The sequence below is a fragment of the Streptomyces sp. NPDC058683 genome (genome assembly GCF_042716195.1).
GTDB lineage: Bacteria > Actinomycetota > Actinomycetes > Streptomycetales > Streptomycetaceae > Streptomyces.
In genome coordinates this window covers 24,155-40,460 of sequence record NZ_JBHXSK010000019.1, presented here as the reverse complement: position 1 = coordinate 40,460, position 16,306 = coordinate 24,155, and the positions used below count along the sequence as shown (strand labels likewise).

The following is a 16,306-nucleotide window of genomic DNA, read 5'->3' as shown; positions in this document are numbered from 1 at the left end:
CGAAGAAAGCGGGCACTCCCCCGGACCTTCGCACGTTGGTCCGGAGGAGAGATCCGCACCACATGTCACGCACCACCCGTACCAGGAGGCACCCAGCGATGTCGGTCCCCCAGCTCAACGGCGAGCAGCGCGGCGAGGAGATCCTCGCCGTCTTCGACACCGCCTTCGGCGAGCTCCTGGCCGCCGACCCGGCCGCGTTCCGCGTGAAGTTCCGGAAGATGGCGGCCTCGGCCTTCGCCTTCTACCGGGGCACGGCGGCGCTCTTCTACCACGACGTGGACGCCGAGAAGCGCGGCGGTCCGTTCCTGGACGAGCGCACCTCGCGCGTGTGGACCCACGGCGACCTGCACGCGGAGAACTTCGGCACGTACATGGACTCCAACGGCCGCCTGGTCTTCAACGTCAACGACTTCGACGAGGCCTACGTCGGCCCCTTCACCTGGGACCTGAAGCGCTTCGCCGCCTCCATCGCGCTGATCGGGTACGCGAAGGCGCTCAGCGACGAGCAGATCACCGAGCTGGTCGAGGTGTACGCGGGCGCGTACCGGGAGCGGATCCACGCGCTGGCGACCGGCGCCAAGAGCGACGAGGTGCCGCCGTTCACCCTGGACAGCGCCGAGGGCCCGCTGCTCGGCGCGCTGCGCGCGGCCCGCTCGCTGACCCGCTTCGAGCTGCTGGACTCGATGACGGAGATCCGTGACTGGGAGCGCCGCTTCGCCTCCGGCGGCGGCTCCATCGAGCTGGACGCCGCCACCCGCTACAAGGTCCTCGCCGCCTTCGACGGCTACCTGGAGACGCTTCCCGAGTCGTCCCTGTCCCGCCCGGACTCCTACCGCGTGAAGGACGTCGTCGGCCGGCGCGGCATCGGCATCGGCTCGGCCGGCCTGCCGTCGTACAACATCCTCCTGGAGGGCTCCACGGACGCCCTGGAGAACGACGTCGTGATCTACATCAAGCAGGCCCAGACCCCGGCCGTCTCCCGGCACATCACGGACCCGGCGATCCGCGACTACTTCCAGCACGAGGGCCACCGCACGGTGATCTCCCAGCGTGCCCTGCAGGCGCACGCCGACCCGTGGCTGGGCTGGACCGAGCTGGACGGCTCCGGGCAGCTGGTCGCCGAGGTGTCGCCGTACGCGGTCGACCTGGACTGGAGCGACATCGACGACCCGGAGGAGATCGCGGCGGTCGTCGCGGACCTCGGCCGGGCCACGGCCTCGATGCACTCGGCGGCCGACGACCAGTCCGGCGAGTCCCTGGTGCCGTTCTCCACCGAGCGGGCCATCGACGCGGCGATCGCGGCCGACGAGGAGGGCTTCGCGCCCCTGCTGGCCGACTTCGCGCACAGCTACGGCACACGCGCGCGTGCCGACCACCAGATCTTCGTCGACCTCTTCCGCAACGGCCGCATTCCAGGGCTGTAACCTTCGCGGATTCACAGGGCTCTTTTAGGGGTCCCCTACATGAGTACGTGACAGACTCTCCACCGCTATGGACATATCCGGGACCCAGCTCAGAGCCGTGCGCGCGGCGCTGTTCACGGCCTTCGTCGTGACGCTCAGCACCGCGTCGCACGTGCTGCTGTCCCGGGCCCCGCTGCCGTTCACGACGGTGGCCGCGGTCGCCGCCGGCGTGTTCGTCACGGCGTACGCGCTGGCAGGCCGCGAGCGCGGCTTCGGCCGGATCGCGGCCCTGCTGGTCCCGCTGGAACTGGCCGCCGACACGGTCTTCACCACCGGCCAGCACGCCTGCTACGGCAGGGCGGGCGGCCCCATCGCCGGCCCGCTGCGCGCGGTCGGCTTCGACGTGCTGTGCCATGGCGGCGCCGTCGGCACGCCGCTGGCCCAGATGACCGGCGGCTCCCGGGCCGCCGAGGCGCTCGGCCACGCCGACCCGACCGCGGCCTGGCTGCTGCTCGCCGCGCATGTCGGCGTCGGCCTGCTGGCCGCCGCCTGGCTGCGCCGCGGTGAGCGCGCCCTGACCCAGCTGCTGCGCGCGATCGCCGCCACCACCTTCCGCCCACTGCTCGTCGCGGTCGCCGCGGGCACGGTCCGGCTGGCTCCGGTACGACGGCTGCCGCGCCCGGCGCCGCGGACGGCCGCCGCCCGCGACCTGGTCCTCGTGCACTCCCTGGGACGGCGTGGACCGCCGTGCTCCCGGGCGCTCGCCCTGCCCTTCGCCTGAGCGCCCCTCCCTCACGAGTACGCCCCTCGTCCGAGCACGACGAGTCCCCCACACGTATCCCGCGTACGACATGTGCGCGTCCCATATGGAGATCACCAACATGAGCAAGCGGAACAGCCAGTCCTCCAAGAACGCGGCCCGGGAACGACTGCGCGTCGAGCGCGAGAAGCAGGCCAAGCGGGCCAAGGTCAAGCGCCAGGTCATCGTGGCCTGCTCGGTCGTGGCCGTGCTGGCCGCGGCGGGCGGCATAGGTTACGCCGTCGTCCAGGCCAACAAGCCCGGCTACTGGGAGGACGAGAAGTCCGCCAAGGTGGTCGCCCCGGCCAACACCACGGGCACCGACGGCACCACGGTCGTCATCGGCAAGTCCACCGCCAAGAAGACCCTCAAGGTCTACGAGGACCCGCGCTGCCCGATCTGCGCCCAGTTCGAGCAGACCGTCGGCTCCACGGTGAAGAAGGACATCGACGACGGCAAGTTCAAGATCCAGTACATCGGCGGCACGTTCATCGACGGCGACTCCCTCGGCAAGGGCCAGATCGGCTCGCGCGGCGAGGGCTCCAAGAACGCGATGAGCGCCATGGGCGCCGCGCTGAACGTCAGCCCCGAGGCGTTCCTGGAGTACAAGACCGCGCTGTACTCCACGAAGTGGCACCCCGAGGAGACGGCCGACAAGTTCAAGAACGACAGCTACCTCATCGAGGTCGCCGACACCGTCCCGGCGCTGAAGAACAACAAGACCTTCCAGGACGCCGTGAAGTCCGGCAAGTACGACGCCTGGGCGCTGGCCATGTCGAAGACCTTCGACACCAACAAGGACGGCGTGACGGGCACCCCGAGCTTCGTCATGAACGGCAAGATGCTCACGACCGACTCCAACGGCAACCCGCCGATGACGGTCGCGGACTTCACCTCCCTGGTGGACGCGGCCCTCAAGGCCTAACCCGGGCGCTGCGCACAGGCACGGCGCCACCTCCGGGTGAAGAGCAGGCGAACTTTCACTGGTTCGCCTGCTCTTGTTCATACTGGTCAGTAACCTGATCGGACGTGACCAGTCGATACAGATCAACTCAGGCTTCCGAGGGTGCCAACTCCCTCTCCCCGCGCCGCCGTACGGTCGTCAAGGCCGCGGCGGCGACGGCTGTCCTGGCCGCCCCGCTCGCCGCCGCACTGCCGGCCCGGGCCGCCTCGGACGCCCCCGCCTTCCTGCACGGCATCGCTTCCGGCGACCCGCTGCCCGACGGCGTCCTGCTGTGGACCCGGGTGACGCCGAGCGCCGACGCGACCCCCGGCTCCGGCGCCGGCGCCGACACCGAGGTCAGCTGGATCGTCGCCACCGACAAGGCGCTGACCAACGTCGTCTCCCGCGGCTCCACCACCGCGACCGCCGCCTCCGACCACACCGTCAAGGCCGACATCCGCGGCCTGGCCCCGGCCACCGACTACTGGTTCCGCTTCTCGGCCGGCGGCACGGACTCCGCGGTGGCGCGCACCCGCACCGCACCGGCGGCCGACGCCGCCGTCTCCGGCCTGCGCTTCGGCGTGGTCTCCTGCGCCAACTGGGAGGCCGGCTACTTCGCCTCGTACCGCCACCTCGCCGCCCGGGGCGACCTCGACGCCTGGCTGCACCTCGGCGACTACATATACGAGTACGGCACCGGCGAGTACGGCACCCGTGACACCGTGGTCCGCCAGCACGCGCCCACCCACGAGATCATCACCCTCGCCGACTACCGGACCCGGCACGGCAAGTACAAGACCGACACCGACCTGCAGGCCCTGCACGCCAAGGCGCCGGTCATCGCGATCTGGGACGACCACGAGTTCGCCAACGACTCCTGGTCCGGCGGCGCCGAGAACCACACCGAGGGCACCGAAGGCACCTGGACGGCCCGTCAGGCCGCGGCCAAGCAGGCGTACTTCGAGTGGATGCCGGTCCGTCCGGCCATCACCGGCACCACCTACCGCCGGCTGCGCTTCGGCAAGCTCGCCGACCTCTCCCTGCTCGACCTGCGCTCCTTCCGCTCGCAGCAGGTCTCCACGGGCAGCGGCTCGGTCGACGACCCGGACCGCACCATCACCGGCCGCGCCCAGCTCGACTGGCTGAAGGCCGGGCTGAAGGCCTCCGACACCACCTGGCGGCTGGTCGGCAACTCCGTGATGATCTCGCCGTTCGCCATCGGCTCGCTCTCCGCCGACCTGCTCAAGCCGCTCGCCAAGCTGCTCGGCCTGCCCCAGGACGGCCTCGCCCTCAACACCGACCAGTGGGACGGCTACACCGACGACCGCCGCGAGCTCCTGGCCCACCTGCGCTCCAACGCGATCGGCAACACGGTGTTCCTGACCGGCGACATCCACATGGCCTGGGCCAACGACGTGCCGGTGGACGCCGGGACCTACCCGCTCTCCGCCTCCGCGGCCACCGAGTTCGTGGTCACCTCGGTGACCTCCGACAACCTGGACGACCTCCTCAAGGTCTCCCCGGGCGTCGTCTCCACCGTCGCCGCGCCGATCATCCAGCTGGCCAACCGCCATGTGCACTGGGTCGACACCGACCGGCACGGCTACGGCATCCTGGACATCACCACCGCCCGGGCGCAGATGGACTACTACGTCCTCTCCGACAAGACGAAGGCCGACGCGACCTCGTCCTGGGAGCGTTCGTACCGCACCCGCAGCGGCACCCAGAAGGTCGAGCGCACCTACGACCCGGTGTAGCCGTCACCTACAGCGTGTCGAGGAAGCCGAGCGCCACCCGCCAGGTGGCCTCGGCGGCCTCCTCGTCGTAGTCGGGCAGCCCGGGGTCGGTGTAGAGGTGCCCGGCGCCCGCGTACCGGTAGATCTCCACATCGGCACCGGCCCGGCCCATCTGCAGATACCAGGCGCTCAGCCAGTCGTCCGGCTCGAAGGCGTCCGGCTCGGCCACGTGCAGCTGCACCGGCAGCCCGTCCACCGCGACGTTCGGCGCGATGTCCGAGGTGCCGTGCAGAAGCAGCAGCCCGCGCGCCCGCTCGTCGCCCAGCGCCAGCGTCTGCGCGATGGCCGCACCCAGCGAGAACCCCGCGAACACCAGCCCGCGCTCCGAGTAGGGCGCCGCCGCCAGCACGGCCCGCTTCAGCAACTCCTCCTTGCCGATCTCCTGGTTGAACTCCCTGCCCTCCTCGACCGTGTCGAACGTGCGCCCCTCGAAGAGGTCCGGCGTCCACACCTCGTGCCCCGCGGCACGCAGCCGGTCCGCGGCCTCGCGCACCGCGGGCCTGAGGCCATAGGTCGAGTGAAAGAGCATGATGTTCATGCGCCCATGGTGCCAGCCGGCACCCACAGCACTTGTGACACCCTCGACACCGGTCGGCATGTTCAGGACCCCGCCGATCTGGTTACGTTCCGACCCATGGACATGGAGAACGTACTCCGCCCGCTGATCGTGGTCGGCGGCGCCGTCGTCCTCACCCTGCTGATCGGCTGGGCGACCGACCTGCTGCTGCGCAAGGCCGACGCGCGGCACAGCGAGACACCCCTGTGGGGCCTGCTGCGCCGGGCCCGCATCCCCTATCAGCTGGTGCTGTGCGCGGCCCTGCTCAGAGGCTCCTACGACAAGGCCGAGCTGCTCCTGGGGCACCGGGTCGCCGTCGGCCAGATGCTGACCCTGGTGCTGATCGGGTCGGCCGCCTGGCTGGTGGTGCGGATCGCGGCGGCCGTCGTCGACACCTCGTACACCCGTTACGCCCGCGGCAACACCGACGCGGCCCGGGTCCGCCGGGTGCGCACCCAGGTGTCGCTGATCATGCGCGTGGTGACGGCGATCGTCGGCGTGGTGGCCGTGGCGGCGATGCTGCTGACCTTCCCGGCGATGCGCGCGGCCGGCGCCTCACTGCTGGCCTCCGCCGGAATCCTCGGCATCGTCGCCGGTGTCGCCGCCCAGTCCACGCTGGCGAACATGTTCGCGGGTCTGCAGATCGCCTTCGGCGACATGGTGCGCCTCGGCGACACCGTCGTGGTCGACGGCGAGTGGGGCACGGTCGAGGAGATCACCCTGACCTTTCTGACGGTACGGACCTGGGACGAGCGCCGGATCACCATGCCGGTGTCGTACTTCACCTCCAAACCCTTCGAGAACTGGTCCCGGGGCACCCCGCAGATGACCGGGGTCGTCTACTGGCATCTCGACCACTCGGCGCCGATCGAGCCGATGCGCGAGAGGCTCCGGGACATCGTGCGCGACTGCCCCGCCTGGGACGGGCGGGACTACAGCCTGGTCGTCACCGACGCCACGCCGAACACCATCCAGGTGCGGGCGCTGGTGACCGCCAAGGACTCGGACGACGTCTGGAAGGTCCGGGTGACCGTCCGCGAGCAGATGATCACCTGGCTGACCGCCGAGCATCCCTACGCCCTGCCCCGGGTCAACACGGCCGACGCGGTCCTGCCGCCGGGCGGGATCATCCCCTCCCAGGACGGGGCGGCGACGGCCCGCCGTCTGCACGAGCCGCCCCGCACCGGCCGCGGCGGCTGACCGCTCCCGTGCCCGTCAGTGGCCGCGCTCGGCGCCTCCGTTGACCTGGACGATCTGCGAGGTGACATGCCCGGCGGCCGGGGACGCCAGCCAGTGCAGGGTGGCGGCGACGTCACCCGGTATGCCGGCCCGCCCGGTCGCCGTCTCGGCGACGAGCCGCGCCCGCCGCTCCTCCTCGACCGGGCCGCCGAAGAACTCGGTGTCCTCGACGTACCCGGGCGCGACCACGTTCACGGTGACCCCGCGCGGCCCCAGCTGCCGGGCCAGATCGTGGGCGTACGGATGCAGGGCCGCCTTGGCGGCGGCGTAGGAACCGGTCCCCGAGCCCCGGTACGCGGCGATGGAGCTGAGGAACAGCACCCGCCCGCCGGGGTCGGCGAGCCGGTCCTTCAGCGCCTCCGTGAGCAGGACGGCGGTCAGCGTGTTCTGCGCGAAGTTGTCCGTCCAGGTGCGGGCGACGGCATCGAGCTGATCGTCGGCCTCCGGGACGGGCGCGAACGCCGCGTTCCCTCCGGCACTGTGCACAAGCACGTCCACGGTCCCGATCTCGTCGGCGACGTACCGTGCGACCGCGCGCACGTCCGCCGGTTCGGCCAGATCGGCGGCATACGCCACCGCACCCGGCACCCCGGCCTTCTCCAGCACCTCCCTGCGCCGCCCGAGCAGCAGCACCCGATCCCCGTCCGCGGCGAACACCCGCGCCGTGGCGAGCCCGATCCCTGTCCCACCACCACTGATCACAATGTTCCGAGCCATGATCCGAGACTACGAGCGCACCACCGACCCCGCTTCCGCTTATCCACAGCAGCCATACGTTTGTATGACGATCGCAACGCGCCGGAGGCTTGCAACGCACCGGCGGCTTGGAGAGAGCGGACTCAGCGCAGGCTGCGGACGTCCAGATGCCGCAGCACCCGGTCCACGATCTCCGGATCCGCCCCCGGCTCGCTCCGCGCCGCCAGCACCTCGTGCCGCGCCGCGCTCAGCATCTCCTGCTGGATCCGCCGCAACCGCTTCAACCGCCTCGCCCGCTTGTCGTGCCCCTCCCGCCGCTCGTCCTCCACCACCTCGGGACTGATCCGGAACCCGATCTCGAAGGCCCGCCGCAGCATCTGCTCCGTCACCTCCTCCGGCAGGTCCTCGACCTGCTCGATCTCCTTCAGCCGCCGCCGGGCCGCCTTCGCCGCCCGCACCGCCAGTTCCTTCTCGAACTCCTTCTCCTGATCGGTGTCGGCCCGCACCCCCAGCCGCTTCACCAGCCACGGCAGGGTCAGCCCCTGGAGCACCAGCGTCGCCATGATCACGCCGAACGCGATGAAGACGATCTCGTCCCGGTCCGGGAAGGCGGATCCGTCGTCGGTCTTCAGTGGAATGGCCAGGGCCAGCGCCACCGACGCCACCCCGCGCATCCCGGACCACCACATCACGACGGTCTCCCGCCAGCTGGTCGGGATCTCCTCGTCGTAGTCCCGGCGGGCGTGCAGCCGCTTGGTCAGCCAGGTCGCCGGCAGCAGCCACACCAGCCGGACCACGACGACCACGCCCACGATCGCGGCCGCCCAGCCGAGCAGCTCGCCCCAGCGGCCGGACGCCGTACGGATCGCGTTGTGCAGTTCCAGGCCGATCAGCCCGAACGCGACGCCGGTGACGAGCGTGTCGACGATGTCCCAGAAGGTGTATCCGGCGAGCCGGGTCATCACGTCGTCGGCGTCGGTGGCGTACTCGGCGATGAACAGCGCGGTGGTGAGCACGGCGAGCACCCCGGAGCCGTGCAGTTCCTCGGCGAGGACGTAGGAGACGTACGGGACGAGCAGGGTCAGGCCGATCTGGAGGGTCGCGTCGCCGAGCACGTCCATCAGCTTGTTCGCGCCCCACCCGAGCACCAGCCCCACCGCGACCGCGACCACGGCGGAGAGCAGGAAGTCCAGCCCGGCCCGCCACGGCGAGAACGTGCCGCTGACCACGGCCGCGATCGCCACGTGGTACAGGACGATGGCCGTGACGTCGTTGAAGAGGCCCTCGCCCTCCAGGATCGACACCAGCCGGCGCGGCAGCCCGAGCTGCCCGGCGACGGCGGTCGCGGCGACCGGGTCGGGCGGGGCGACCAGCGCGCCCAGCGCGACGGCGGCGGCGATCGGCAGCCCGGGCACGATCGCGCTGGCGACGACGGCCACGCACACCGTGGTGACGAAGACCAGGGCCACCGCGAGCAGGAAGATCGGCCGCTTGTTGGCCGTGAACTGGCGCCAGGAGGTCCGCCGTACGGCGGCGTAGAGCAGCGGCGGCAGCAGGCCGGGCAGGATCAGCTCGGGCGGGATGTTCACGTTCGGCACGAAGTCGGCCACCGCGAGGACGATCCCGAACAGGGTCATCAGCACGGGCGCCGGCAGCCCCAGCCGGTCCCCCACCGGGACGCTCACCAAAGCCCCGAGCAGCAGCACGAACAACAGGGCCAACTGATCCACGGCCAGCGCTCCGGGAGTCGACGATCACACAGCGGGCCTCAAGCCTGCCATGCGGTCCTCAGGCAGCCGCGCTACAGCGCGCGCCGCATCCCCTGGTGCGGGATGCCCGCCTCCTCGTACTGCGGCCCGTAGGGCTCGTAGCCCAGCCGCTCGTAGAAGCCCAGCGCGTGCGTCTGTGCGTGCAGGTCCACCGCGCTCAGGCCACGCGCGCGTGCGGCGTCCTCGATGGCCCGCACCAGGGCCACGCCTATACCGAGGCCGCGGGCCTCCTGGGAGACCGCGAGCCGGCCCAGGGAGCCGAGGGACAGGTCGCCGTCGGTCTTCTCGGCGGCCGTCTCGCCGTACAGCAGCCGGCCGGTGCCCAGCGGTACGCCGTCCTCACGGATCGCGAGCACGTGCAGGGCCGTGGTGTCGTACTCGTCGTACTCCAGGTCCTCGGGGACGCCCTGTTCGACGACGAAGACCTGCTTGCGTACGGCGAAGCACGCCTCAAGGTCCGCGGGGTCCTCGGCGACCCGCACCTCGTACGCGCGCGTGCTCATCCGTATGTCTCCTCGCGGACCTGGTCCAGCGCCGTGCTCAGGTCGGACGGGTAGTCGCTCTCGAACTCGACCCAGTCACCGCTGCCGGGGTGCTCGAAGCCGAGCCGGACCGCGTGCAGCCACTGCCGCGTCAGGTGCAGTCGCTTGGCGAGCGTCGGGTCGGCGCCGTAGGTGAGGTCGCCGACGCAGGGGTGGCGGTGAGCGGCCATGTGGACGCGGATCTGGTGGGTGCGGCCGGTCTCCAGCTTCACGTCCAGCAGGGAGGCCGCGCGGAACGCCTCGACGAGGTCGTAGTGGGTCACGGAGGGCTTGCCGTCGGCCGTGACCGCCCACTTGTAGTCGTGCTGCGGGTGGCGGCCGATGGGGGCGTCGATGGTGCCGCTGGTCGGGTCCGGGTGGCCCTGGACGAGCGTGTGGTAGCGCTTGTCGACCGTGCGCTCCTTGAACTGGCGCTTGAGCGAGGTGTACGCGCGCTCCGACTTGGCCACCACCATCAGGCCGGAGGTGCCGACGTCGAGGCGGTGCACGATGCCCTGGCGCTCGGCGGCGCCGGAGGTGGAGATGCGGTAGCCGGCGGCCGCGAGGCCGCCGATGACGGTCGGGCCGGTCCAGCCGGGGCTGGGGTGCGCGGCCACGCCGACCGGCTTGACGATCACGACCACGTCATCGTCGTCGTACACGATCTCCATGCCCTCGACGGGCTCCGCGACGATCTGCACGGGCGCGGGCGCCCCCGGCATCTCGACCTCCAGCCAGGACCCGCCGCTCACCCGCTCGGACTTGCCGACCACCGCGCCGTCGACCTGGACCTTGCCCGCCGCGGCCAGCTCGGCCGCCTTGGTGCGGGAGAAGCCGAACATCCGGGAGATGGCGGCGTCGACACGCTCGCCCTCCAGGCCGTCGGGCACGGGCAGGGTTCGGATCTCGGGAACGGTGCTCACCCGTCGAGTATGCCGGACCGCACCGACAGCGCCGTACGCAAGCCCGTCCGGCCGGCGCTCCGGAGTCGCCCCCGGCCCCGGTCAGTCCTTGTGGACGGTGCCGTCCGGGTCCAGGCCGCGGAAGGAGAGCAGGACGATCAGGATGCCGCCGCAGACGATCGCCGAGTCGGCCAGATTGAACACCGCGAAGCCCTTGGGCGCGATGAAGTCGACGACCTGGCCCTCGAAGATCCCCGGCGAGCGGAAGATCCGGTCGGTGAGGTTGCCGAGCGCGCCGCCCAGCAGCAGGCCGAGCGCGACCGCCCAGGGGAAGCTGTAGAGCTTGCGGGCCAGGCGGAAGATCACGACGATCACGGCCGCCGCGATCACCGTGAAGATGATCGTGAAAGCGCCGCCGAACCCGAAGGCCGCGCCCGGGTTGCGGATCGCGTGGAACTCCAGCCAGTCGCCGATGACCTCGATCGGCGCGTGGTGCTCCAGCTTCGCGACCACGATCGTCTTGCTGACCAGGTCGAGGGCGTACGCGAAGGCTGCCACCGCGAACAGCACGGCGATCCGGCGTCCACGCCCGGGCCGCCGTTCGTCCTCGGTCCGCTGCTGCTCCGCGCCGGATACGCCGGGCGCGGCCGTCTCCTCACCACCGTCGTCCGGAGTGTCCGGCGTACCGATGATGCGCTCCGCCTCTGCCACGTGAGTCCCTCAACCTAGGTGCCTGCCTGGGGACGAGACTACGGCACGCCCCATGCGACCCCGATGCTCAGTAGCGGCGTTCCTGCTTCTGCTTGCACTCGACGCACAGGGTCGCCCTCGGGAAGGCCTGCATCCGGGCCTTGCCGATGGGGTTCCCGCAGTTCTCGCAGAGTCCGTAGGTGCCCGCGTCAAGCTTCTCCAGGGCCCGCTCGGTCTGTTCCAGCATCTCGCGCGCGTTGGCGGCTAGCGCCAGCTCGTGCTCGCGCGTGATGTTCTTGGTGCCGGTGTCGGCCTGGTCGTCACCCGCGCCGTCCCCGGAGTCCCGCATCAGGCCGGCCAGGGCGCTGCCGGAGGCGTCGAGCTCGGTGCGCAGCCGCAGCGCCTCGGTCATCAGCTCGGTGCGCGCCTCCTCGACCTCCTCCGGCGTCCACGGGTCCTCGCCGGGACGCACCGCGAGTTCGCCCGGAGCCGCCATGGCGACCCGCGCCTTGGGGAGGGCGGTCTCCGCCGCCGCAGTGGCCGTACCAGGGGTCTTCTTCGCAACCACCGTCGTGGCTCCCGTCTGCTTCGCGGCCCGCGCCGCGCCCGCTTTCTTGGCCGTGCTCTTCTTGGCCGTGCTCTTCGCCGCCGCGGTCTTCGTCGCCGCGGCCTTGGACGCGCTGTTCTCCGACTTCCCCGCGGCGCCCTTGGCAGCCGCGGTCGCCTTCTTCGCCGCCGCCTTCGTCCCGGCGGCCGACTTCTCGGCCGTCTCCGTCCCGGCGGCTCTCTTGCCGTCCGCCTTCTTCACCGGCGTCTCCTCCGCGGCCGTTTTCCCGGCGGAACCCTTCTCACCAGCCTTTTTATCCGCCACGGCCGTCTCCCCCGCGCGCGTGCCCCGCTTTCCGCCGTCCCCCTTGGTGTCACCGTCGGAGGCAGCCGCGCCCCTGGATCGGCCGGACGCCGACTGCTGTACGGCGGTCTTCTTCGCCACCATGGCCGCGGCCCCTTCACATATTGTGATCTTGCACGCGAATCGTGCTGGGACGATAAATCGACTTCAGTCCCGCGGCAACGGGGCACGCCGCCCGATTCGCCTGCCCCGCACCCCCCACGCAGCAGGTATGCATCCGTTGTGCCCAGCTCCCCGCGCGGTAATCCGCCGAGCCGGACATCCCAGGATGCGAACACGCGTACCGCGCCATTCGGGTCATCTCGGCAGGTGGACGGCCCGGCGCCGCCCCTGCCGGGAAAACGGGTCGGCCGCTGTCCGTGCGGCGCCGTACACTGGGCGGAGCGAGAAGCGTGGATGGGGACGAGTAGCGGCGTACGCAGCCCAGAGCGACCCGGGGACGGTGGGAGCCCGGGGGCCGGCGCGACGTGAAGATCACCCCGGAGCCGCCGGAAGAAAGCCCCCGGGCGAGTAGAACCGGTTTCGCGACCCCAATGAGGGGGCTCACCGGCGCGTACGGCGCCCGGGGAGCCAAGGAGGGTGGTACCGCGGGAGCGCGCCGCACACGGCGTAGGCAGGACAAGGCTCTCGTCCCTCCGACGGAAGGCAGCAAGTCCGTTGGAGGAAGCTCGCAGATGACAGCGCCGACGTACCGCCAGGTGCCCGCACAGGTCGACCTGCCCGCCCTTGAGCACGCCGTGCTCGACTTCTGGCGCGAGCAGAAGATCTTCGCCAAGACCCTGGAGCAGTCCGAGGGCCGCCCCGAGTGGGTGTTCTACGAGGGCCCGCCCACCGCCAACGGCATGCCCGGCGCCCACCACATCGAGGCGCGCGTCTTCAAGGACGTCTTCCCCCGCTTCCGGACCATGCGCGGCTACCACGTGGCCCGCAAGGCCGGCTGGGACTGCCACGGCCTGCCCGTGGAGCTGGCGGTCGAGAAGGAGCTGGGCTTCAGCGGCAAGCCCGACATCGAGGCGTACGGGGTCGCCGAGTTCAACGCCAGGTGCCGTGAGTCCGTGCTCCGCCACACCGACGCGTTCACCGAGCTGACGACCCGCATGGGGTACTGGGTCGACCTCGACGACGCGTACGTGACCATGGACCCCGAGTACATCGAGTCGGTCTGGTGGTCGCTCAAGGAGATCTTCGACAAGGGCCTGCTGGTCCAGGACCACCGCGTCGCCCCCTGGTGCCCGCGCTGCGGCACCGGCCTGTCCGACCACGAGCTGGCGCAGGGCTACGAGACGATCGTCGACCCCTCCGTGTACGTCCGTTTCCCGCTCACCTCCGGTCCGCTCGCCGGCCAGGCCGCGCTCCTGGTGTGGACGACGACCCCGTGGACCCTGGTGTCCAACACGGCGGTCGCCGCGCACCCGGGAGTCACCTACGTCGTCGCGACGAACGGCGAGGAGAAGCTCGTCGTCGCCGAGCCGCTTCTCGCCAAGGCGCTCGGCGAGGGCTGGGAGACCACGGGCCAGACCTTCACCGGCGCCGAGATGGAGCGCTGGACCTATCAACGTCCGTTCGAGCTCGTAGAGTTCCCGGAACCGGCGCATTACGTCGTGAACGCGGAGTACGTCACGACCGAGGACGGTACGGGTCTGGTCCACCAGTCCCCCGCCTTCGGTGAGGAAGACCTCAAGGTCTGCCGCGCCTACGGCCTGCCGGTGGTGAACCCGGTCCGCCCGGACGGCACCTTCGAAGAGGACGTCCCGCTGGTCGGCGGCGTCTTCTTCAAGAAGGCCGACGAACGCCTCACCGAGGATCTGTTGCAGCGCGGCCGCCTCTTCAAGCACCTGCCGTACGAGCACAGCTACCCGCACTGCTGGCGCTGCCACACCGCGCTGCTCTACTACGCGCAGCCGTCCTGGTACATCCGCACCACGCAGATCAAGGACCGGCTCCTCGAGGAGAACGAGAAGACGAACTGGTTCCCGGAGACCGTCAAGCACGGCCGCTACGGGGACTGGCTGAACAACAACATCGACTGGGCGCTGTCCCGCAACCGCTACTGGGGCACTCCGCTGCCGATCTGGCGCTGTGAGGACGACCACCTCACCGTCGTCGGCTCCCGCGCGGAGCTGACCGGACTGACCGGCACCGACCAGTCGGCCCTTGACCCGCACCGCCCGTTCATCGACGAGGTCACCTTCGCGTGCCCGCAGTGCCAGAAGACGGCCACGCGCGTGCCGGAGGTCATCGACGCCTGGTACGACTCGGGGTCGATGCCGTTCGCGCAGTGGGGCTACCCGTACAAGAACAAGGAGCTGTTCGAGAGCCGCTACCCGGCCCAGTTCATCTCCGAGGCCATCGACCAGACCCGAGGGTGGTTCTACACCCTCATGGCGGTCGGCACGCTGGTCTTCGACAAGTCGTCGTACGAGAACGTGGTGTGCCTCGGCCACATCCTCGCCGAGGACGGCCGCAAGATGTCCAAGCACCTGGGCAACATCCTGCAGCCGATCCCGTTGATGGACCAGCACGGCGCGGACGCGGTGCGCTGGTTCATGGCGGCCGGCGGCTCCCCGTGGGCGGCCCGCCGGGTCGGCCACGGCACCATCCAGGAGGTCGTGCGCAAGACCCTCCTCACCTACTGGAACACGGTCGCCTTCCAGGCGCTGTACGCCCGTACGTCGAACTGGGCGCCGAGCGCGGCGGACCCGGCCCCGGCCGACCGCCCGCTGCTCGACCGGTGGCTGCTCTCCGAACTGCACGCGCTCACCGACCAGGTGACCCAGGCGCTGGAGGCGTACGACACCCAGCGCGCCGGCAAGCTGCTGTCCGCGTTCGTCGACGACCTGTCCAACTGGTACGTCCGCCGCTCGCGCCGCCGCTTCTGGCAGGGCGACAAGGCCGCGCTGCGCACCCTGCACGAGGTCGTGGAGACCGTCACCAAGCTGATGGCCCCGCTGACCCCGTTCATCACCGAGCGGGTCTGGCAGGACCTCGTCGTGCCGGTCGCCCCGGGCGCCCCGGAGTCGGTGCACCTGGCGGCCTGGCCGGAGGCGGACCTCTCCGCGATCGACCCGGAGCTGTCCCGGCAGATGGTTCTGGTACGACGGCTCGTGGAGCTCGGCCGGGCCACGCGCGCGGAGTCGGGTGTCAAGACGCGACAGCCGCTGTCCCGGGCGCTGGTCGCGGCCGTGGGCTTCGACGCGCTCGCCCCGGAGCTGCACACGCAGATCACCGACGAGCTGAACGTCTCGTCGCTGGCGTCGCTGTCCGAGGTGGGCGGCTCGCTGGTGGACACCACGGCCAAGGCCAATTTCCGGGCGCTGGGCAAGCGGTTCGGCAAGCGGGTGCAGGACGTGGCGAAGGCGGTCGCCGCGGCGGACGCGGCCGCGCTGTCGCTGGCGCTGCGCGAGGGCACGGCGTCGGTGGAGGTCGACGGCGAGACCGTGACGCTGGCCCCGGACGAGGTGATCATCACGGAGACGCCGCGTGAGGGCTGGTCGGTGGCGTCGGACTCCGGTGCGACCGTCGCGCTCGACCTGGAGATCACCGAGGAGCTGCGCCAGGCGGGGCTCGCCCGGGACGCGATCCGGCTGATCCAGGAGGCGCGCAAGAACAGCGGGCTGGATGTGGCCGACCGGATCGCACTGCGGTGGGTGTCGACCGACCCCGCGGTGATCGCGGCGCTCGCGGAGCACGCGGCGCTGATCGCCGACGAGGTGCTGGCGACGGACTTCGCGCAGGGCGAGGCCGACGGCGCCTTCGGCGAGCCGTTCGTGGACGAGGGGCTGTCTCTGACGTTCCGGCTGCGGAAGGCGTAGGCGCCTCCCCCTGCGAGAAGGGCCCGGTCTCCACGGTGGGGATCGGGCCCTTCTCGTATGCACGGGTCGGAGCAAGTGCTGTGCGCGGTTCCCCGCGCCCCTTCCAACCCCCTCCGCGCTCCTGCGGGTCGGCACCCTGAGCGTGCGTGGTTCCCCGCGCTCCCTGGGTAAGGCCGCGCAACGCGCATAAACAGGGCGGGGCCCCGCCCAAAATTCCGCGGCCCCCCCCCCAGGTGGGAATGATAATCCTCACCGGCGGAAAACGCCCGC

General features: G+C 71.0%; 13 protein-coding genes. 6 read left to right on the top strand and 7 right to left on the bottom strand.

Annotation, left to right across the window (positions count from 1 at the left end; translation table 11 throughout):
- Positions 1-98 precede the first annotated feature (98 nt).
- The 4 genes from ACFWXC_RS21855 (at position 99) to ACFWXC_RS21840 (ending at position 4,902) form a co-directional block, all read left to right on the top strand.
- Entirely contained in the window at positions 99-1,424 is a 1,326-nt protein-coding gene (locus ACFWXC_RS21855; protein ID WP_384481005.1) for a DUF2252 domain-containing protein, read from the top strand.
- 67 nt (positions 1,425-1,491) lie between these two features.
- Positions 1,492-2,184 carry a hypothetical protein gene (locus ACFWXC_RS21850; RefSeq protein WP_384481003.1) on the top strand — a complete coding sequence of 231 codons (693 nt, stop codon included), beginning with the start codon at positions 1,492-1,494 and terminating at the stop codon, positions 2,182-2,184.
- 100 nt (positions 2,185-2,284) lie between these two features.
- Positions 2,285-3,127 (top strand): thioredoxin domain-containing protein, encoded by an 843-nt coding sequence (locus ACFWXC_RS21845; protein WP_384481001.1) that lies wholly within the window; start codon positions 2,285-2,287, stop codon positions 3,125-3,127.
- 104 nt (positions 3,128-3,231) lie between these two features.
- Positions 3,232-4,902, top strand: a complete 1,671-nt coding sequence (locus ACFWXC_RS21840; protein ID WP_384480999.1) for an alkaline phosphatase D family protein — start codon at positions 3,232-3,234, stop codon at positions 4,900-4,902.
- 7 nt (positions 4,903-4,909) lie between these two features.
- Here the strand turns inward: ACFWXC_RS21840 and ACFWXC_RS21835 are convergent, their stop codons facing one another.
- Entirely contained in the window at positions 4,910-5,479 is a 570-nt protein-coding gene (locus ACFWXC_RS21835; RefSeq protein WP_384480997.1) for a dienelactone hydrolase family protein, read from the bottom strand.
- 102 nt (positions 5,480-5,581) lie between these two features.
- Here ACFWXC_RS21835 and ACFWXC_RS21830 point away from each other — a divergent pair, with 102 nt between their 5' ends.
- Positions 5,582-6,697: a mechanosensitive ion channel family protein gene (locus tag ACFWXC_RS21830; RefSeq protein ID WP_384481241.1), complete on the top strand. Its 1,116-nt coding sequence runs from the start codon at positions 5,582-5,584 to the stop codon at positions 6,695-6,697.
- 15 nt (positions 6,698-6,712) lie between these two features.
- Here ACFWXC_RS21830 and ACFWXC_RS21825 read toward each other — a convergent pair whose 3' ends face one another.
- The 6 genes from ACFWXC_RS21825 to ACFWXC_RS21800 form a co-directional block, all read right to left on the bottom strand.
- Complete coding sequence (locus tag ACFWXC_RS21825) at positions 6,713-7,453, bottom strand: SDR family NAD(P)-dependent oxidoreductase (RefSeq protein ID WP_384480995.1); 741 nt, start codon at positions 7,451-7,453, stop codon at positions 6,713-6,715.
- Positions 7,454-7,575: 122 nt separating this feature from the next.
- Positions 7,576-9,162, bottom strand: coding sequence for a Na+/H+ antiporter (locus ACFWXC_RS21820; protein ID WP_384480994.1), 1,587 nt, complete (start codon positions 9,160-9,162; stop codon positions 7,576-7,578).
- Positions 9,163-9,233: 71 nt separating this feature from the next.
- Positions 9,234-9,704: a GNAT family N-acetyltransferase gene (locus ACFWXC_RS21815; protein WP_384480992.1), complete on the bottom strand. Its 471-nt coding sequence runs from the start codon at positions 9,702-9,704 to the stop codon at positions 9,234-9,236.
- Positions 9,701-10,645, bottom strand: a complete 945-nt coding sequence (locus ACFWXC_RS21810) for an RluA family pseudouridine synthase (protein ID WP_384480990.1) — start codon at positions 10,643-10,645, stop codon at positions 9,701-9,703. Before ACFWXC_RS21810 ends, ACFWXC_RS21815 begins: the two co-directional genes overlap by 4 nt.
- Before the next feature lie 81 nt (positions 10,646-10,726).
- Positions 10,727-11,335 carry a signal peptidase II gene (gene lspA, locus ACFWXC_RS21805; protein WP_384480988.1) on the bottom strand — a complete coding sequence of 203 codons (609 nt, stop codon included), beginning with the start codon at positions 11,333-11,335 and terminating at the stop codon, positions 10,727-10,729.
- Between the two features lie 67 nt (positions 11,336-11,402).
- Entirely contained in the window at positions 11,403-12,308 is a 906-nt protein-coding gene (locus ACFWXC_RS21800; RefSeq protein WP_384480986.1) for a TraR/DksA family transcriptional regulator, read from the bottom strand.
- Between the two features lie 590 nt (positions 12,309-12,898).
- On the opposite strand from ACFWXC_RS21800, the gene ileS reads away from it, so the two are divergent.
- The gene (ileS, locus tag ACFWXC_RS21795; RefSeq protein WP_384480984.1) at positions 12,899-16,036 is read left to right on the top strand and encodes an isoleucine--tRNA ligase; all 3,138 of its coding nucleotides are present in this window, start codon (positions 12,899-12,901) and stop codon (positions 16,034-16,036) included.
- Positions 16,037-16,306 lie beyond the last annotated feature (270 nt).